The organism is Corynebacterium glyciniphilum AJ 3170, assembly GCF_000626675.1.
Classification (GTDB): Bacteria; Actinomycetota; Actinomycetes; order Mycobacteriales; family Mycobacteriaceae; genus Corynebacterium; species Corynebacterium glyciniphilum.
Window position 1 is genome coordinate 714,974 of the sequence record NZ_CP006842.1, and the last position, 18,542, is coordinate 733,515.

General features: G+C 64.8%; 18 protein-coding genes. 9 read left to right on the top strand and 9 right to left on the bottom strand.

Annotated features, from left to right (window positions below):
* The first annotated feature begins 87 nt into the window (after positions 1 to 87).
* Positions 88 to 885, top strand: a complete 798-nt coding sequence (locus CGLY_RS03275; protein WP_038546159.1) for a hypothetical protein — start codon at positions 88 to 90, stop codon at positions 883 to 885.
* Positions 886 to 897: 12 nt separating this feature from the next.
* On the opposite strand, the gene CGLY_RS03280 is transcribed toward CGLY_RS03275, so the two are convergent.
* Both CGLY_RS03280 and CGLY_RS03285 read right to left on the bottom strand, forming a co-directional pair.
* Entirely contained in the window at positions 898 to 2,178 is a 1,281-nt protein-coding gene (locus CGLY_RS03280) for a fatty acid desaturase family protein (RefSeq protein ID WP_038546162.1), read from the bottom strand.
* A gap of 54 nt (positions 2,179 to 2,232) precedes the next feature.
* A complete protein-coding gene (locus CGLY_RS03285) occupies positions 2,233 to 3,354 on the bottom strand; it encodes a flavin reductase family protein (RefSeq protein ID WP_038546165.1) in 1,122 nt (373 codons plus the stop codon).
* A gap of 124 nt (positions 3,355 to 3,478) precedes the next feature.
* On the opposite strand from CGLY_RS03285, the gene CGLY_RS03290 reads away from it, so the two are divergent.
* Positions 3,479 to 4,153 carry a dTDP-4-dehydrorhamnose 3,5-epimerase family protein gene (locus tag CGLY_RS03290; protein ID WP_038546168.1) on the top strand — a complete coding sequence of 225 codons (675 nt, stop codon included), beginning with the start codon at positions 3,479 to 3,481 and terminating at the stop codon, positions 4,151 to 4,153.
* Complete coding sequence (rfbA, locus tag CGLY_RS03295; protein WP_038546171.1) at positions 4,153 to 5,028, top strand: glucose-1-phosphate thymidylyltransferase RfbA; 876 nt, start codon at positions 4,153 to 4,155, stop codon at positions 5,026 to 5,028. The genes CGLY_RS03290 and rfbA overlap by 1 nt, the downstream gene beginning before the upstream one ends.
* A gap of 6 nt (positions 5,029 to 5,034) precedes the next feature.
* On the opposite strand, the gene CGLY_RS17685 is transcribed toward rfbA, so the two are convergent.
* Entirely contained in the window at positions 5,035 to 5,505 is a 471-nt protein-coding gene (locus CGLY_RS17685) for a hypothetical protein (RefSeq protein WP_174411410.1), read from the bottom strand.
* A 179-nt stretch (positions 5,506 to 5,684) separates the two neighbouring features.
* On the opposite strand from CGLY_RS17685, the gene CGLY_RS03305 reads away from it, so the two are divergent.
* Positions 5,685 to 6,032 carry a DUF4229 domain-containing protein gene (locus CGLY_RS03305; protein ID WP_038546174.1) on the top strand — a complete coding sequence of 116 codons (348 nt, stop codon included), beginning with the start codon at positions 5,685 to 5,687 and terminating at the stop codon, positions 6,030 to 6,032.
* A gap of 144 nt (positions 6,033 to 6,176) precedes the next feature.
* Here the strand turns inward: CGLY_RS03305 and CGLY_RS03310 are convergent, their stop codons facing one another.
* From CGLY_RS03310 to CGLY_RS03335, 6 genes are all read right to left on the bottom strand, one after another.
* A complete protein-coding gene (locus CGLY_RS03310; protein WP_038546176.1) occupies positions 6,177 to 7,058 on the bottom strand; it encodes a 1,4-dihydroxy-2-naphthoate polyprenyltransferase in 882 nt (293 codons plus the stop codon).
* A gap of 31 nt (positions 7,059 to 7,089) precedes the next feature.
* Complete coding sequence (locus tag CGLY_RS03315; protein WP_038551159.1) at positions 7,090 to 8,271, bottom strand: AMP-binding protein; 1,182 nt, start codon at positions 8,269 to 8,271, stop codon at positions 7,090 to 7,092.
* Positions 8,272 to 8,313: 42 nt separating this feature from the next.
* On the bottom strand, positions 8,314 to 8,724 hold the full coding sequence (locus CGLY_RS03320) for a hypothetical protein (RefSeq protein ID WP_038546179.1): 411 nt from the start codon (positions 8,722 to 8,724) through the stop codon (positions 8,314 to 8,316).
* Between the two features lie 164 nt (positions 8,725 to 8,888).
* A complete protein-coding gene (locus CGLY_RS03325) occupies positions 8,889 to 9,185 on the bottom strand; it encodes a hypothetical protein (RefSeq protein ID WP_038546182.1) in 297 nt (98 codons plus the stop codon).
* 2 nt (positions 9,186 to 9,187) lie between these two features.
* On the bottom strand, positions 9,188 to 10,585 hold the full coding sequence (locus CGLY_RS03330) for an inorganic phosphate transporter (protein WP_038546185.1): 1,398 nt from the start codon (positions 10,583 to 10,585) through the stop codon (positions 9,188 to 9,190).
* A 311-nt stretch (positions 10,586 to 10,896) separates the two neighbouring features.
* Entirely contained in the window at positions 10,897 to 11,841 is a 945-nt protein-coding gene (locus CGLY_RS03335) for a 1,4-dihydroxy-2-naphthoyl-CoA synthase (protein WP_038546189.1), read from the bottom strand.
* Positions 11,842 to 11,863: 22 nt separating this feature from the next.
* Here CGLY_RS03335 and CGLY_RS03340 point away from each other — a divergent pair, with 22 nt between their 5' ends.
* The 5 genes from CGLY_RS03340 (at position 11,864) to CGLY_RS03360 (ending at position 18,531) form a co-directional block, all read left to right on the top strand.
* The gene (locus CGLY_RS03340; protein ID WP_052539589.1) at positions 11,864 to 12,931 is read left to right on the top strand and encodes an o-succinylbenzoate synthase; all 1,068 of its coding nucleotides are present in this window, start codon (positions 11,864 to 11,866) and stop codon (positions 12,929 to 12,931) included.
* 100 nt (positions 12,932 to 13,031) lie between these two features.
* The gene (locus CGLY_RS03345) at positions 13,032 to 15,371 is read left to right on the top strand and encodes an ATP-binding cassette domain-containing protein (RefSeq protein ID WP_038546191.1); all 2,340 of its coding nucleotides are present in this window, start codon (positions 13,032 to 13,034) and stop codon (positions 15,369 to 15,371) included.
* 74 nt (positions 15,372 to 15,445) lie between these two features.
* On the top strand, positions 15,446 to 17,290 hold the full coding sequence (gene menD / locus CGLY_RS03350) for a 2-succinyl-5-enolpyruvyl-6-hydroxy-3-cyclohexene-1-carboxylic-acid synthase (RefSeq protein ID WP_320406901.1): 1,845 nt from the start codon (positions 15,446 to 15,448) through the stop codon (positions 17,288 to 17,290).
* A 3-nt stretch (positions 17,291 to 17,293) separates the two neighbouring features.
* Positions 17,294 to 17,773 carry a DUF3592 domain-containing protein gene (locus CGLY_RS03355; RefSeq protein WP_227590362.1) on the top strand — a complete coding sequence of 160 codons (480 nt, stop codon included), beginning with the start codon at positions 17,294 to 17,296 and terminating at the stop codon, positions 17,771 to 17,773.
* Positions 17,774 to 17,784: 11 nt separating this feature from the next.
* Complete coding sequence (locus CGLY_RS03360) at positions 17,785 to 18,531, top strand: demethylmenaquinone methyltransferase (RefSeq protein ID WP_081804011.1); 747 nt, start codon at positions 17,785 to 17,787, stop codon at positions 18,529 to 18,531.
* Positions 18,532 to 18,542 lie beyond the last annotated feature (11 nt).

An 18,542-nucleotide genomic window follows, 5' to 3' on the forward strand; every position in this document is an offset into this window, starting at 1 on the left:
CATGGTCACCGTCGATGTGTCTGAACGCGAGAATGCTACTGGAACTAATCTGTCACGGAGAATTCGGCCTGCACTATCCTCGTGGGCATGACAGTTTCGCAGAAGTGGAGGCGTGCGCTGCTCGCCGGAGTAACCATCCCGGCCGTTGTCCTCGTCGGTTGCTCGGTGGGGGATGGTGCGACCGTTGGTTCTGAAAGCACCGAGGATGCTGCGACCGGGGATGGCGTCGACGGTGGTGGCGTCGACGGTGAAGGGGACGGCGGTGACGACGAGAACGAGCTGATTTCGGAACTTGACCTGGACGGGGCACCGGAGGGGTTCCGTCCCACCGAACCGGGCACCGAACTGGATTTCGGTGACGCCGCCTATGTTGTCACTCAACGTCCCGCGGAAGAGGACGCAGCGAACCCGGAGCCACACCAGTTCTGGAAGGTCACTGCGTCGGGGTCGGAGACTCTCGATGTCGACGAGGTACCCCTGACCGAGGGCAATGACGATGTGGAGGAGTTCGTCTGCCTGACCTACACCCTCACTTTTCTGGGAGAAGACCCGGTAGAGGCCGATCAGGATTCCGGGGCTGTCACTGCGCCGGTGCTCGTGCCGGCTGATGACGAGGGCACCGGCGCCAATGTCATCCAGCGTGCTGACCCGGAGACTTGCGGCGTGGATGAACAGGACCTTCTGCCTTCCAGGCTCGCTGATATCGACGAGGACGCGACCTACGAGTCCGCGGTACTCAGTTACGTCGACAAGGAGAAGACCCGCGGTATCAGTCCCACTGGTCTGGCCTTCACCTATGACCTGGCTGAGACCGCTGTTGCCGAGGACGGTAGCCCGGCTGACGCGTCAGATTCGCCGGTGATCGAACCGATCCACTGGAACTGATCGCGGCGAGAATCAGGCCAGGAAGGACGGCCGGGCCTTCTTCAGTAGGGCCAGGCCCTTCTTCAGTTGCCGGGGACCGGTCTGCTCTGCGATCTCCGGGTTGGCGGTGAATGCGGCGTCCGAACGCACTTCGGGTGCATTGGAGGCGTCGGCGCGCAGCATGGAATTCGGGAGAGAGAGCTTCAACAGTGTGCGCTGAACCTGCATCAACTGCTTGGGGAAACTGTCGGTGTTGTAGGGCAGACCGTACTCATCGGCGATGCTCTCGACCTGCTTGCTGATCTCTGCGAGATGGTTCGACGGCATGTCGGGGAAGAGGTGGTGCTCGATCTGGTAGTTCAGGTTGCCCGACAGGACCGACAGGACGGGACCCCCGCGGAAGTTCGCTGAACCGAGCATCTGGCGCAGGTACCATTCGTCCTGCGTCTCTTCGCTGAGGGTACGTCGGGTGAAAGTCTCCACGTCATCGGGAAAATGGCCGCAGAAGATCACGGCGTAGGCCCACACGTTACGTGTGAGATTCGCCATCAGGGCGGTCTTCAGCGCAGCACCGGCTCGACGCTTCGCGCCTGCGACACGGGTGAGCTTCCTGCCGTCCTTTGTGCCCGGGAAGAGATAACCCGTGGCTGCGGCGATCGCCGGGAAGCCAATGTAGTCCTTGCCGAACTGTCGTCCGGTTTTTGCGAGGGCGTCGAGCAGACGGGGTTTGGTCTCCTCCCAGCTTTGGCTGCCTGTGAAATACCGGCCCAGTTCGACATCGTAGAAGCCGACGGCGAGTTCGAAAAGGCTGGCCAACACCACGTTGATCAGCGGCTGCATCAGCGCCTGGGGTGTCCACTTACGGTCCCGGGTGACCCGCAGGACTCCATATCCCACGTCATTGTCCATGCCGATGATGTTGGTGTAGGTGTGGTGGACCACATTGTGGGAGTGCTTCCAGCCCGAAGAGGGGCCGGTGTTGTCCCACTCCCAGGTGGAGGAGTGGATCTCCGGGTCGTTCATCCAGTCCCACTGCCCGTGCATCACGTTGTGGCCGATCTCGAGATTCTCGAGGATCTTCGCCAGGCCGAGCATCATGCCTGCAGGCACAGCGACGGTGGAGGACGTCGCTGTGGCAATGCGGGCAATCAGGTCGAGCGCCCGCTGGGTGCGGATGAGGGACTTGATGTAGTCGGCGTCTTTGCCGCCGAGGGATTCCCGGTGGGCTTTTTCAATCGCGGACAGACGGCGACCGATGTCGCGGACGTCGTCATCCGACAGGTGGGCGTAGGCGGTGATGTCCTGAACAGCCATGTGTCGTCGCTCCTTCGTTGGTAGTGGGGCTCGCTGATGGCGTTGGTGTAGCGGTCAGTTGCTGGCGATGTGGAGGTATCCCGACGGGACGCTGCAGCAGGTACGGATCTGCTCGCCGGGGCCGTATGTGGCACCGTCTCTCAGATCTACGGCGGTGCCGTCGGTAATCGGGGTGACGCACGTCCGGCAGATACCCATGCGGCAGCCGTGCACCAGACTGACGCCGCAGTTCTCCGCCGCGTCGAGAATGGTCGTTGACCCTGTGGAGGTGGTGACGATACCGGTGTCGCCGAACTCGATGTCGCCACCGAGGTCGGCCGGGTCGGGCGAGGTGCCGGCGTTGCCGGAGGCCGCGCCCTGAGCGTGGAAAGTCTCGGTGTGGATATCGGGAAACGTCTCGGTGAGTGTCTCGAGCAGCTGTCCGGGGCCACAGGCAAATGCTTCCCGGGTCTCCCAGTCCGGGACTGCGGCAGTCACGTTCTCCACCCTCAGACGTCCGTCGCGGGAAGAGTTCCAGGTGATAAGCCGATAGGACGGGGTCTGTGCATCAAGGGCGTCGAGCTCATCGGCAAAGGGTTCGGGAGGGCGCGGGCCGCGCTCGCTGTGGATGTGGACGACGTCCGGCCACGTGTCCGCGGTGTGTTCTTCGCGGATCCAGCGCACCATCGACATCACGGGAGTGATGCCCGCACCAGCAGTGACGAAGAGCAACCGCTTCGGTACAGGCGACGGTAGATGGAAATCCCCGCCGGGGGCGGTCAACCGGATGATCTGTCCGACGGTGGCGTATTCGGCAAGGTGGCCGGAGACCTCTCCTCCGGGTACGGGCTTGACGGTGACGGTGAGGGTACGGGACCGACCGTGCCCGGCGCGGACCGGCGCATTCGTCAGGGAGTAGCAGCGCCATCGCCAACGGCCGTCAATGTCCAGGCCGAGACCGATGAACTGGCCGGCGTGGAAGGCGCCCGCCATGCCTGGTCCGGGTGAGATGGTGAGCGTGGTGTAGCCGCCGTCGCGGGAAACGGCCATGATGCGGCCCCGTACCTCCCGGCCACGGAGCGGATCGAAAAGTCCGGCATAGTCCGTGGGTGTCAGGGGGGTCGTCAGTTTCTTCAGGGCAGGCGTGAGTGGTTTCGTGGCACGGGCCACGACCTTCCCGAGTCGCACTTTGTTCATCCCAACGACATTACAGACAGAAAGATATATGTTTCAAGATAAAGTTGCTGGGAATGTCCTGTCGACATCATGCCTGAGGGCTCTGCCGTATCCTCCACGACGCTGTGACGTTATGGTAGTGGGCATGCATGACATCACCGACCTCGAGATTCCGGGCGCCTGGGTCGCCGAACCCCGCGTCTTCGGCGACGATCGTGGCACCTTCCATGAATGGTTCCGTGCGGACATCGTCGCTGAGAAGCTCGGGCATCCCCTCGATGTTCCGCAGGCAAACCTGTCGACCTCACGGGACGGCGTAATCCGTGGCGTCCACTTCGCAGACGTTCCCCCGGGCCAGGCGAAGTACGTCACCTGTGTGGCAGGACGCGTTGTTGATGTCCTCGTGGATCTGCGGCGCGGTTCACCGACCTTCATGAAGCACGTGTCCGTGGAACTCTCCGCAGCAAACCGCAGGGGCATCTACATTCCGATCGGCGTCGGCCACGCTTTCGGCGTGCCCGCCGGAGTGGGGGAGGCGACGGTGAGCTACCTGGTCTCTGAAGGGTACGATCCTGCTGCTGAGCACGCTGTCAGCCCGCTTGCCCCTGCACTTGACATCGACTGGGCCGCACACGGCGTCGCTGACAGTGCCGGGGACGTCGTGCTGTCAGACAAGGACCGGGCAGCCCCCACCGTCACAGAGATCGAGCGCGGTGGCTTGGCTCTTCCGTCGTGGAATGAGTGCCGTGGCTGGGAAAAGGAGTTGCGACTGGCGTGGGAACAGGCGCAGAGCGACGCCGAGAACTGGGAAGGTGAGTGATGCGCGGCATCATCCTGGCCGGTGGTACCGGATCCAGGTTGCGACCCATCACTCTCGGGGTGTCCAAGCAGCTTGTCCCTGTCTATGACAAGCCGATGATCTATTACCCGCTGAGTACCTTGATGCTGGCTGGAATCCGCGAGATCCTCGTCATCACCACACCTGAGGACAATGACCAGTTCCGGCGACTGCTCGGCGACGGTTCGCAGTTTGGCGTCAGCATCGTCTACACCGTGCAGGACGCACCCAACGGCCTCGCTGAAGCGTTCGTTCTCGGCGCCGAGTTTATCGGTGACGAGCCGGTCGCCCTGGTGCTCGGCGACAACATCTTCTACGGTGCGGGGCTCGGCTCCCAGCTGCGTCGTTTCCACGACGTCCAGGGCGGAGCGATTTTCGCGTACTGGGTCGCTGACCCCTCGGCGTACGGTGTGGTCGATTTCGACGAGCAGGGGACGGCAACCTCACTGGAAGAGAAGCCGGACGACCCGCGGTCCAACTTCGCGGTGCCCGGTCTGTACTTCTATGCCCCGGATGTGGTTGATGTCGCCAGAGGGCTCAAGCCGTCCGCACGTGGAGAACTGGAGATTACCGACGTCAACCGGGCCTACCTCGATCGGGGAGAGCTTCAGGTAGACATCCTCCCACGGGGGACCGCCTGGTTGGACACGGGGACGGTCGACAACCTCATGGCTGCAGGCGATTTCGTACGCACTATCGAGGAACGCCAGGGACTCAAGATCGGCTGCCCTGAGGAAGTCGCCTGGCGGATGGGGTACCTGACGGACGATGAGCTCGCTCAGCGAGCTGATGCTCACGGATCCTCAGCGTACGCCGCTTACCTCCGGACGTTGCTACGGCGAGGCAAAGAGGTCTGAGACCCGCTATCCCTGGGCGCCGTTTTCGCCGTCCTTCTTCTCCTGGCGGCCTGAGTCTCCCTGGCTGCCGCGGGTACCTGTGCCGTCGGACTGTCCCTTTCCGGGGTTGTGGTCCGTGGATTCGGGTGATGCAGGAGGAGTGTCGTTCTCCTTCGCTTCGCCTGTGGCGCTGGTGGTTCCGGCATCTTTCTCACCGGGCTTCCAGTGCTCACCGCGCCGGGCACGTTCCACTGCCTCCTGCTCACGCCGTTCTGCTTCGCGTTGGGCCTTGAAGCGTTCCTTCTTGATGTTCCACAGGAAATCAGGGTCATCGTCCGGACCCTTGTTCTTGACGACCTGGTTCTTCTGGCGACCCAGTGAGGGGAACTGATTGTTCTGTGGCGTACGTGACGTGTTGTTCCACGTCTTCGGCCCGAATGCCTTCCACAGCACGATGACCGTGACGATCACGAGCACAACGATCACTAGACGTCCCATTGTTGTCGACCTCCTGTCGGCGTAGGGGTGGTCGGTGTCGGACCGACGTGTCTCCTTCCATGCTAACCACCTCACGGCGTTGAGTCGATCACGGGGCGTGAATAGTGTTCATCGCCGAGAGCGAACACCGGGCGTGAGAGGTTTGGGGCTGTGTCGCGAGGGGTCGTAAGCTGGTCGTCGTGGACGAGAACAGCACCAGCTCAGATAATGCAGGCAGCCCCGACCTGAAGCCGGGACGGCTTCCGGCGGGCGCGTGGCGTGACATCGCCCTCTACGGTCTTGCGCGGCTGCTGGTGTTCGTCGTGTTGACTGTCATCATTCAGTCGGTGGCCGTCCTGATGGGTATGGGGCAGTCCTTCCCCCTGCTGATGAGCGCACTTCTCGCGTTGATCGTGGCACTGCCGCTGTCGATGCTGCTGTTCAAGAAGTTGCGGTTGCGCGTCAATGAACAGATCGCGGTCAGGGACGCCGGGCGTCGGGCGCACAAGGAGCAGATGCGTGCGCAGCTCGAGGAGCGACTGGACTGACTGCCGAATCGGCGGCTGGGGCCTTCCCTCGAATGAATCCGGTCAACAAACCTCGCGCAGTGAGCAACCCCGCAGGTTGGTGTGAGCGACCTGCGGGGTTGCTCCGTCAGTACCGGGCGGGTTATGCCGCCGGATGTCGGCTGATCACCCCAGCAGCATCGCGATAAACATCGCCAGCGCCCAGACCAGCATTCCGCGGCCGGTCAACCCGAGGACGGGAATGAGCTCCTTGCCGGTCGCCCCTCTCACCACCGGAAGCGCGGCAACGAAGAGGAGGGGTACCGCAGCCAGGGAGATCAGTGCGGCGATGCCGGCGGCAGATACCGCCACGGTGACAATGACCGACACCAGCACCAGCGCCACATACAGGACGCGGGTCAGACGGTCACCGAGGATCACCGCGAGGGTCGTCTTCCCCGCCTCTTTGTCCGTGGGGATGTCGCGGAGGTTGTTGACCAGATTCACCGAGGCGGACAAACTACCCACTCCCACCGCCAGCAGGAGTCCGACCCAGCTGACCGTGCCGGACTGGGTGAACTCGGTACCGAGCACGGCAACGAGTCCGAAGAACACGAAGACGGCAACCTCTCCCAGCCCCCGGTAGCCGTAGGGGTTCCTCCCGCCGGTGTAGAACCACGCACCCAGGATGCACAGTGCACCGATGAGGATCAGCCACCATGCGGACAGCAGTGACAGGACGATTCCTGCCACTCCGGCAACGGCGAAGCTCAGGAACGCCGCGTACTTCACCCGCTCCGGCGGGACAAGCCCGGAGCCCGTCAGTCGCAGGGGTCCGGAACGGTCGTCATCGGTCCCGCGGATTCCGTCGGAGTAGTCGTTGGCGTAGTTCACGCCGATGATCAGGGCCATGGCGACGACGGCCGCAAGGAGTGCCCTGGCCCAGGAGGCGTGGCCGTCGTAGACGGCGGCGGCCGTGCCGGCGAGAACCGGGGCGACGGCGTTTGCCCAGGTGTGCGGGCGTGCGCCGGTCAACCAGTCGCCGGCGGTGGCGGTGTTTTCGGACAAGGGGGTCTCCTGACGGGGTGCCGTGGGCTTCTCAGGGGTCCAGCCTAGTCCGGAGCTCGTCGCTAACCGCCCGACGGTCGATTTTGCCGGGCCCGGTCGTGGGAAGGCGACGGGTGCCGAGGAGGCGCCGTGGTATCAGGTGTGCAGGCAGCCCGGCGTCCTTCATGACGGTACGGAGTTGGGCCGTCCATTCAGCGGGTGCGTCATCGGGGAACTCGACCAGGGCGGTGACGATCTCGCCCCAGTCAGTATCGGGGAGCCCGACGGCGCAGGCAGCGTATCCGAGCGCGCCAAGTGCAGATTCGACATCCTCGGGGAGGACTTTCATGCCGCCGCTGTTGATCGCGCCGTCTGCGCGGCCCCGTACGGTGAGGACACCGTCGCTGAGACTCCCGAGATCGCTGGTGCGGAAGGTGCCGGGCGTAGGGAAGGCATCCTCCTCTGTCGGGCCGGAGACATTGCAGTACCCGTCGGCGACGGTCGGACCGGACAGGAGGACCCGGCCGGACTCATCGTCGATCGTCACCTCAGTTCCGGGGAGGGCTCGGCCGTCGTAGACCATACCGCCGGCGGTTTCCGAGGAACCGTAGGTCAGCACGATCGGGATATCGTGGCTGCGTGCGGTGTCGGCGAGACCAGTACTGGTCGCCGCTCCGCCGACCAGGATTGCTGCGTACTCACGTAGAGCAGAACGCGCGTGTTCGTCTTCGATCAGGCGCTGCAACTGGGTCGGGACCAGCGAAGTGTGGAGATCCAGGGACGGATGCGAGGCCCGTAGGTCCGAGGTGGCCTGGACGAACCCCTCCGGGGTGAAGCTGCCGCCGGGGAGGACGGTGGGGGAGTATCCGGAGTGAAGGCTACGAAGGATGACCTGCAAACCGGCGATGTGGTGTGGTGGTAATGCCAATAGCCAGGGGCCCGTGCCAGTCCCGAAACGCTCGGCAAGGAAAGATTTCGTCGCCTCGGCGGAGGCCGTGAGATTCGGAGTCCGCAGGCGGGCTCCCTTCGGCTGACCGGTGGACCCTGACGTGCAGGCGATGAGGGTGCCGGGGGCTTCATCAGCGGTGACCGCCATCTGGGACATCAGTTCGTGCGACTGCCCTGGTGGTGTGGGTATCACGGCACGGTGACCGTCGAGCAGATCATCCAGCACGGGGAGGGCGTCGGCAACGCTTCGGGGAGTGAGGTCGAGGGGAAGTGCTTCAAGCTTCACCCGGACCACGCTACGCCGCGGAGGGGAGCGCGGGGAGATGCGTCAGGCCAGGAGTCCGAAAGATGCCACGGAGGTGCAGGCCGCGGTGGCCTCTGCAGTCGACGGACGGTGGCCGTGAAGTGCTCGGAACGCGGCGCGGACCTCACGAGGTGTGGCAGGAGTGCGGCCTTCGTCGATGAGGAGTGCCAGCACGTCTGTCGTGTCGGTACCGACACCGAGCGCGGTGGGGGAGAACACCCGAGTGTTCGGCCCGGTGTGCTCAGGTTGCACGGTTCGGTGGAGGGTCGTGGTGCCCCGTGCCTGCGTTGCACCGGCCCTGTCGCGGTCCGGGCGGCAGCCGGGGAGGACACCGAGCACAGTGCAGTCGGTGGTGGTACGGACTCCGGCTCCGGGCCTGCGGTACCAGTCGAAGAGACGGACCAGCGGCCGGGTGATGGATGTCGGGTACGGCATGGGACTTCACTTCCTTCAGGCAGGTACTCGCCGGGAACGGCGGGGGTACGGACACTACGTTGACGATCTCCCAGAGATGGTAGATACAAACAATGGGAGTCGTCAAGTATTGTTTATGTTCCCCCTGCGTGAAGGCCAGTTTCGGCGTGTCTGTCCGGGTTCGGTCAGTGCCCGCCGGCCTGCCCGGCGGTGCCGAAGACATCCCAACCGAACGCGGAGTAGATCCGTCCCTGGGTGATCCACAGCAGTCCGACGAGGATCGACAGGGCGATGATCCCGAAGATGACCACGGCAGCGGTCCGGCGCCACGGAGCGACGTTCGCCGGCTGCCCGGGACCGCCGGTGGCGCCGTCCGAGCTCGGTACCCACAGGCGGATACCCACGCCGAACAGGATCGGAAGACCGGCGCCCAGTACGAGACCTGCGATGGTGACCTGGAGCAGTGATTCGAGGATGGTCATGGTCAGCTCTCCTTGGAGGTGCTGGTCGGGTACCCGGCGGAGGTGTCGAGGACGGAGGCGGGGTCACCACGCCCGATGACCGGGTCGTCGAAGGTGCCGCCGTCCGGGGTCGTCCCGACTCCGGCACCGGCGAGCGCGTGGACGAAGGTGTCGGAGTCCTGCTTTGCGGGGGTCTCGTCGGAATCCGTGTCGGCTCCGCTCACGGTGCCGACTGTGGCGCTGGCACCGGTTTCGGGGGCCAGTCCGTGCTCGTCCCAGTCCTCGTTGACGTTGTCGGCGTGCACCGGCTGCTTCCGCGCCTTGTACACGATGAGGCCGACGCCGGTCGCCAGGATCAGGAAGGAGAACAGGGAGCCTACCGCCATTGTCGTGGCTTCTGCGACGAGATTGGAGAGCGTCCACACCAGCCAGGAAACCGCCGCTGCCAGAGGCAGTGTGGTGATCCAGGCGATGCCCATCCGTCCGGCGACCCCCCACCGGACCTTGGCGCCGGGCTTGCCGACTCCGGAGCCGAGGATCGACCCGGTGGCGACGTGGGTGGTGGACAGCGCCATGCCCATGTGCGCAGAGGTCAGGATGATGGCGGCGGAAGACGTCTCAGCAGCCATGCCCTGAGGAGAGGTGATCTCCACCAGGCCCTTGCCCAGGGTCCGGATCACACGCCAGCCGCCGGCGTAGGTTCCGGCGGCGATGGCGATCGCACAGCTCGCGGTGACCCAGAAGGGCATGTCTGCGGCGGCGTCGAGGTTTCCGCTGGCGACGAGGGCCAGGAAGATCACGCCCATGGTCTTCTGTGCATCCGAGGTGCCGTGGGCGAGGGCGACCAGGGACGCTGAGCCGATCTGTCCGAGACGGAACAGGTTGTCGCGCTCCCCCTCGCGGGTCCGCCGGGTGAGCTTGAAGACCCCGGCGGTGCCGACGGCTGCGACCAGGCCCGCAATCACGGGTGCGGCGAGCGCCGGGACGATGATCTTCTGCAGGACACCGTCCCACACGACACCGGATACGCCGAGGGCGGCGATGGCTGCACCGATCAGTCCGCCGAACAGGGCGTGGGAGGAGCTGGAAGGCAGCCCGAAGAGCCAGGTGAAGAGGTTCCACAGAATGCCGCCGATAAGTCCGGCGAAGACGACAAGGAGGAGTTTGTCGGCCTCAGCGACGACACTGAGGTCGAAGTCCTCGAGGTTCACGATCCCGTTGGCCACCGTCTTGGCAACCTCTACGGAGAGGAACGCTCCGACGAGGTTCAGCAGGCCGGCCAGGGCGACCGCTGTCTTTGGCTTCAGGGCTTTGGTGGCGATGGAGGTGGCCATCGCGTTGGCAGTGTCGTGGAAGCCGTTGGTGAAGTCGAAAGCCAGGGCGGTCCCGATCACGAGCAGAAGGATGAGAAGCTCAGTCACACCTAGAAATATCCCGCCTATCGGCGGAAACGTCTACTCCCCAGAAAAATATGGGGGTGAAAAACGGGGGTATATAGTGTTCACTTAAGTGGTCGACTTTTCTGCGAATCTGCAGGTCACTGGCACTGGTGTTGTTACCGCCGACAACGGAGAGGGTAAACAGTGGGTGAATTCAAGGGAAATTCCGCAGTTGTGCTACAGGAATGACCTGCGCGGCATGTCCGGGGGCGGACTGATCATTGACGGAACCCATGGTCAGTGATGGGCGTGCCGAAAAATCATCGCGGATTCCCTGAATTCTCAGGATTAACTCAGTAATAGTAGGGGAACTCATCCCAGCGGGGAGCGCGCTTCTCCAGGAAGGAATCACGCCCTTCCACCGCCTCATCGGTCATGTAGGCCAGGCGGGTCGCCTCCCCGGCGAATACCTGCTGCCCCATCAGCCCGTCATCCGAGAGATTGAAGGCGAACTTCAACATCCGCTGGGCAGTGGGGGACTTGCCGTTGATCGCCCGTGCCCATTCGACTGCGGTCTCCTCGAGCTCAGCGTGGTCGGCAACCTCGTTGACCGCACCCATCTGCATCATGCGTTCGGCGGAGTAGGATCGGCCCAGGAAGAAGATCTCCCGGGCATACTTCTGGCCCACCTGCTTGGCCAGGTATGCCGAGCCGTAACCGGCATCGAAAGATCCGACGTCGGCATCCGTCTGCTTGAACATGCCGTGCTCGCGGGAGGCGATTGTCAGGTCGCAGACGACGTGCAGACTGTGGCCGCCACCGGCCGCCCATCCGTTGACCACCGCGATGACGACCTTCGGCATCGTCCGGATCAACCGCTGCACTTCGAGAATGTGCAGTCGGCCGCCCTCAGCCTTGACTCGCGCGTCATCGACTTTGTCGGCGGTCGCAGCGGTGACGTCATTGTCGTGCTCAGTGGCGTACTGGTATCCGGACCTGCCACGGATGCGCTGGTCGCCGCCCGAGCAGAACGCCCAGCCGCCGTCCTTCGGGCTGGGGCCGTTACCGGTCAGCAGGATGGTCCCGACGTCCGGGGAGCGTCGGGCGTGGTCGAGGGCACGGTACAGCTCGTCGACGGTGTGGGGGCGGAAGGCGTTACGCACCTCGGGCCGGTCGAACGCGATGCGGACGATGCCGTTCTCGCGCCCGCCCCCCGCATGACGGTGGTAGGTGATGTCGTCGAAGCTGAAGCCGGGGACCTCGCGCCACTGAGAAGGGTCAAAGGGGTTGTCTGTCATGTCACCATCGTAGGGTGTTGGTATGCAGTCTTCTGACCGTCCTGCCGAATACGGCCCACCGGCCTTGTCGGAACTCACTGACCGCGCCCGGGTTGTCAGCTGCCCCCTGCGAGTGCCGTTCAGGGGGGTCACGGAACGGGAGCTGATGCTCATCGAGGCGCCGTCCGGCTGGGTGGAGTGGTCGCCGTTCCTGGAGTACGACGCAGAAGAGGCATCGCGGTGGCTCCGCAACGCAGTGGAACTGGGCTGGGGGCGCCTCCCGGAGCCGTCACTGTCGTCGGTTGAGGTGAACGCGACCATTCCGGCGGTGGACGTGGTTGCTGACCCGGAGGCCGTACCCCGCCTGCTGGACCGGTACCCGGGTTGCACCACGGTGAAGGTCAAGGTTGCGGAGAAAGGACAGACGCTCCAGGATGACCTCGCGCGCGTCCGGGCGGTACGGGACGCCCGACCGGGGATCGCCGTCCGCGTGGACGCGAATGCCGGTTGGAGCGTCGATGACGCCTTCGCTGCCGCCCAGGCTCTCACCGACCCGTCCCGGGGTGGTGGGCCCCTGGACTACATGGAGCAGCCGTGTGCCACGGTCGCCGAGCTCGCCGAACTACGGCGGCGACTTGGCTCGCGCGGAATGATGGTCCGTGTCGCCGCGGACGAGCTGATCCGTAAATCCACCGACCCCTTGACCGTCGTCCAGGCTGGTGCCTGCGACGTGGCGGTGCTCAAGGCTGCGCCGTTGGGCGGTGTGTCCCGGGTCCGCGCGATCGCCGAGGAGGTCGGGCGGTTCGGAGTGGCGGTGACAGTGTCGTCTGCCCTGGAGTCCGCCGTGGGCATGTACGCCGGGATTCTCGCAGCAGCGACGCTGCCGGGCTACACCGACGACGAAGACATGGTTGTGGCACCGCAGGCGGCGGGCCTCGCCACAGGGTCACTGTATGCCGAGGACGTCTGCACACCCCGTGAGATCGTCGACGGGCGCCTCGCGGTGGAGCAGCTCAGCCCTGACGCGGACCGGTTGGACGGCCTGCAGGCTCCGGCGGCGCGCCGGGACTGGTGGTTCGGACGGCTCGCCGCGGCATACGCGTACCTGTAGCGGGGACGGGTGCGCGTCGGCACAGTGAGATCGTCGAGCTGCTGGCCGCGGGGCGTGCGACGCTGCCGGTAGACCCTGCTCTTCGGCTATAAAAGATGCAATGAGCGACTCCCATGACACCAGGCACGACAGCCACGACACGATCCACGTCCGGGGAGCCCGGGCCAACAACCTGAAGAACATCGACGTCGATATCCCGAAGAGGAAACTCACCGTCGTCACCGGAGTCTCCGGGTCGGGGAAGTCCTCCCTCGTCTTCGGCACGGTCGCTGCGGAGTCACGCAGACTGATCGACGAGACCTACAGCGCCTTCATCCAGGGGTTCATGCCCAGTCTTCCGCGCCCGGATGTCGATGTGCTGGAGAACCTCTCCCCGGCGATCATCATCGACCAGGAGCGCATGGGAGCGAACTCGCGCTCCACGGTCGGTACCGCGACCGACGCCTCCTCCCTGGTGCGCATTCTGTTCAGCAGGCTGTCTGAGCCCTACGTGGGAGCGTCCGGTCATTTCTCCTTCAACCTCCCCGAGGGGTGGTGCCCCACCTGTGAAGGCACCGGCGTCGGCGCCACCATTGACCTCTCGGTGTTCCTTGACGAATCGAAGTCGCTGAACGAGGGCGCGATCGACGCGCCGGGGTTCGGTGTGGGGGACTGGTACTGGTCGTCCTACGCCAACTGTGGACGACTCGACCCGGATGTCCCGGTCCGCGACTACACGCCCGAACAGAGGGAGTTCTTCCTCTATGCGCCGTCACAGAAGATCAAGGTCGCCAAGGAGGACAACAGCGGCTTCTCGAACCTCAGCTACGACGGCCTGGTCACCCGGATCCGCCGACTCTGGATTGACCGCGATACTCCGCCGAAGCAGAAGCAGATCGTGAACTTCGTGGAGCGGATCAGCACGACCGGTCCATGCCCGGACTGCCACGGCACCCGTTTGAAGGAAGCCTCGCGGATGGCCACCGTCGCCGGACGCACCATCGGTGAGTGGAACTCGACACAGATCACCGAATTGCGTGGACTTGTCCAGGGGCTCGAGGCAGAGCCGTCCGTGGCGCCTGTGAGGTCCAACCTGCTCGGTATGCTCGACAACCTCGTTGACGTGGGTCTGGGCTACCTCAGTCTCGACCGTCCGGCCGGCACGTTGTCCGGAGGAGAAGCGCAACGGGTGAAGATGATCCGGCATCTCGGCTCCCCGCTGTCGGACGTGACCTACGTTTTCGACGAGCCGACGATCGGTCTGCACCCGCATGACATCGACCGGATGATCGACCTGCTGCAGCGGATCCGTGACAAGGGCAACACCGTCCTCGTCGTCGAGCACAAGCCTGAGGTCATCGAGGCCGCGGACTATGTCGTCGACATCGGACCGGGATCCGGTGAAGCCGGTGGTGAGGTCGTCTTCTCCGGAACCTACGAGGGACTGCGGGGTGCGGACACAGTCACCGCCCGCTCACTCGACCGCGGTGTGGCGCTCCGGGACACGGTGCGGACCCCTGCCGGGGTGATGTCGCTGGACCACGTCAGCGTGAACAACCTGCAGGATGTATCGGTGGAGGTCCCTCTCGGGGTGCTCACCGTGGTCACCGGGGTCGCGGGGTCAGGAAAGTCGTCTCTGATCCACGGTGGACTGACCGGGCGCGACGGGGTCACGGTGGTCGACCAGTCCGGCATCCGCGGATCCAGGCGTTCCACTCCGGCGACCTACACCGGAGTCCTGGACGACGTCCGCAAACTTTTCGCCCGGACGAACAAGGCGGCCGGGGCTACACCGGCGCACTTCAGCCCGAACTCCGAAGGCGCGTGTCCGGTATGCAACGGACTCGGCGTCGTGTACACCGACTTGGCGATCATGGCAGGCGTATCGACGCCCTGTGAGGAGTGTGGCGGGCGCCGCTTCCGGCCGGAGGTCCTGGAGTTCACCCTGGCAGAACGCACCATCAGTGATGTCCTGGATATGACGGTGAGGCAGGCCCGGGACTTCTTCACCGACGATGTCCCGTCCAGTGCAGCGTCGCGGACGGTTTCCGGGATCCTGGACCGGCTTATGCAGGTCGGTCTCGACTACCTGCGGCTGGGACAGCCATTGAACACCCTGTCCGGCGGGGAACGTCAACGACTGAAGCTTGCGGCAAAGATCGGCGACGGTCTGGAAGCCTCGGACGGGGCTTCCGTGATCGTGCTTGATGAGCCGACGTCGGGACTGCATCTGGCGGACACCGGCACACTGCTGACCATGATGCAGTCCCTGGTGGACGACGGGTACAGTCTCGTGGTCATCGAACACAATATGGCGGTCATGGCGGCAGCCGACCACATCATCGACGTTGGGCCGGGGGCGGGGCACGAGGGCGGCCGCGTAGTGTTCTCGGGAACACCGACGTCACTTGTGTCATCCGGGACGTTGACGGGGGAGCATCTGGGGCGTGCCGTTGGATGAGTACCCTTCCTCGTCCTGGATATTTCCGGAGCCGTTTTCAGCCGCTCCGTGACAGCCGGGTAGCGTCAGGGAGTGTGATTGACCCGATCGACACCCCTGACTCCACACACGCTGACCTGTGTCCCACACTGTCGCACCTCTCGCCCGCCACGCAGGTGGCGGCGATCGTCGTGGACGCTTTCATCGCCAACGGGGTACGGGAGGCGGTCGTCTGCCCGGGGTCGCGGTCGGCACCTTTGGCCCTGGCGTTCGCTGAGGCGGACCGTCTGCACCGATTGCGGCTGCACGTACGTACTGATGAACGTTCAGGTTCCTTCCTGGCGTTGGGGCTGGCCAAGCGGTCGGGGCGCGCTGTCCCGGTGGTAATGACCTCGGGGACGGCGGTGGCGAACTGCCTGCCGGCCATGGTCGAGGCCACGGCTGCCGGAGTGCCGTTGATCGTGGTGTCGGCGAATCGGCCATGGGAACTGCTGGGCTCCGGTGCGAATCAGACGATCGACCAGTTCGGGATTTTCGGCACACACGCGGTGGAGGCCATCGGTATTGATGCGGCGGTGGCGAGCGGACGCCCGGCCACCGAGCAGGACGTACGTGGGCAGGTGGCGCATGCCGTGGTGCGGGCCACCTCTCCGCTTGACGCCGGTGGTGTCCAGATCGACATTCCTTTCGCGGAGCCGTTGGTCCCCTCCTCGACGACGGAGGTGAGCCTGGCTGCGAGAGAGGTCGACGGGGGTGCCGCGGAATACTCCGTGACGCCCGAGGTGCTCCGGACGCCGATGCTGCCCTCAGCCGTGGTGAATCTCTCACGACGCACGTTGGTCGTGGCCGGCGATGTCCGTGACCGGGTGTGGGCACAACACATCCTCGACGAACTCGCCGGAGTACCGACGATTGCGGAGCCGGGGTGTCCCGCTCCTGATCTGCCGGTGCATCCTGCCGCCGCCGGCCTGTTCGCGGCCGAGATCGGTGCAGGTGTCGGTGACGGTGAGTACCGGGCCCAGATGCGCCCGGAGCAGATCGTGCTTATCGGACGTCCGACACTGCACCGTGGTATCGCGCGGTTGCTTGCGGATCCGGCGATCCGGGTCTTCCCGGTGTCTGACCGCCCGACGGCTCCCGCGGTGGGCCGCACGGATCTGGAGACAGTGGCACCGTTGCACGGTGTCACCGTGACTGGTGAGCATCCACGGGGATGGTTGCGCACCTGTGCTGCGGCCGGTGAGGTCGCGGCGGATGCCGTCAGGGAGGAGATCGCCGGTGAGGAGTTCACCGGCCTGCATGTCGCTGCCGCCGTGACCGACAGTCTCTCCGACGGGGACGCTGTGGTGCTCGGCGCATCCTCGGCGGTGCGTGACGCGTCCTTGACCGGATTGCCATTCCCCGGCGTGCACGTGATCGCCAGCCGTGGCGCCGCTGGTATCGATGGGACGGTCTCCACGGCGGTGGGCGTGGCCCTGGCGCACGCGTCCGCCGAGCCGGACTTGATGCGGGCACCGCGGACTGTCGCGTTGATGGGCGACCTGACGTTCCTCCATGACATCAACGGATTGTCGATGGGCCCCGGCGAGCCGCGTCCGGAGAACCTGGTGATCGTGGTCTCCAATGACGACGGCGGCGCGATCTTCGAGACACTTGAGGTTGGTGCGCCAGGGCTGAGGACATTCGATGACGGAGTGTCCGCGTTCGACCGCGTCGTCGGCACACCGACGGGAGTGGACCTGGGGGCACTGTGCGACGGCTACGGGGTCGCTCACCAGAATGTGGAGACAATCCAGGAGTTGAGTCTGGCGCTCGAGAACCATGCCGAGGGCCCTGGTGGACTCCTCGTGGTTGAGGCAGCTGTGTCCCGGAGCCCGCGAGAGCGTATGCACCGGGCCCTCACAGCGAAGACGACGGTGTCCCCGACAGGGAAGGGGTAGGCCGTGCTGACCGTTCCATCGTTCCTCGGCTCTTTCCGTCCGACGCGGGCACTGGTGCACCGCCGTCTGGTCCAGGCGGTGATCGCGTTGTTTCTTCTGGTCACCGCCGTGTGCGGGATGATCGTTGTCAATGCAGCCGTCAATGACGCCAAGATTTCCGGGGACCGGGGCGTCGCCGTGGCCGACGTGCTCAGTGACGGCTCCACCACACTAGTGCGCTTCCGCGATGACGCCGGGGTCTACCACCAGCCTGACCGGGGGCTGAAGTACCCGACGGGACTGTCCCAGGGGGACCGGGTCTACGTCGATTACCAGCGTTCCGATACAGAGAACGTGAAGGTACAGGGACGCGGGTGGACGTTGTCGGTGATTCCGGCCCTGTCGGTGTGGTTGGTCTCGGTGGTGGTGACGGGGCTGTTGTTCGGTGCGGTGCGGCTCTGGTGGCGTCGGGGGAAAGCAGGGGCGGACCCGGCGATCGACTAGGCTTGGTCACCGTGTCACGAGCCAGCCTGGAGAAGAACCCGAACGACGTTGCCCGCATGTTCGACGCCGTCGGAAAGAACTACGATCTGACCAATACGGTGCTTTCCTTCGGACAGGACCGTATGTGGCGTAAACGTACCCGGCGACGCCTTGACCTCGCCCCAGGTGACAAGGTCCTTGACCTGGCCGCAGGGACCGCGGTGTCTACCGTGGAACTCTCCGAGTCGGGTGCATGGTGTGTGGCCTGTGACTTCTCCCCGGGAATGCTCGCCGCGGGGAAGGACAGGGATGTGCCGAAGGTCTGCGGGGACGGGATGAACCTTCCGTTCCCGGACGACACCTTTGATGCGGTCACCATCAGCTTCGGGCTGCGGAACATCGTTGATCCTGCGGTCGGGCTGCGCGAGATGGCGCGTGTCACCAAACCGGGGGGACGGCTCACGGTATGCGAATTCTCCACCCCCGTCGTTCCGGTGTTCCGCACGGTCTACATGGAGTACCTCATGCGTGCGCTGCCGGCCGTCGCGAAAGCGGTCTCCTCGAACGCCGAGGCCTACGTGTACTTGGCCGAATCGATCCGGGAATGGCCGGATCAGGAAGCCCTGGCGTCGCTGATCAACCGCTCCGGGTGGGAGGGCTGCGGGTGGCAGAACCTCACCTTCGGAATCACCGCGCTGCACAGTGCCACGAAACCGGCCACGAAACCGGCCACGAAACCGGCCACGAAACCGGCCACGAAACCGGCCACGACGGAGTAACAGCGCACAAC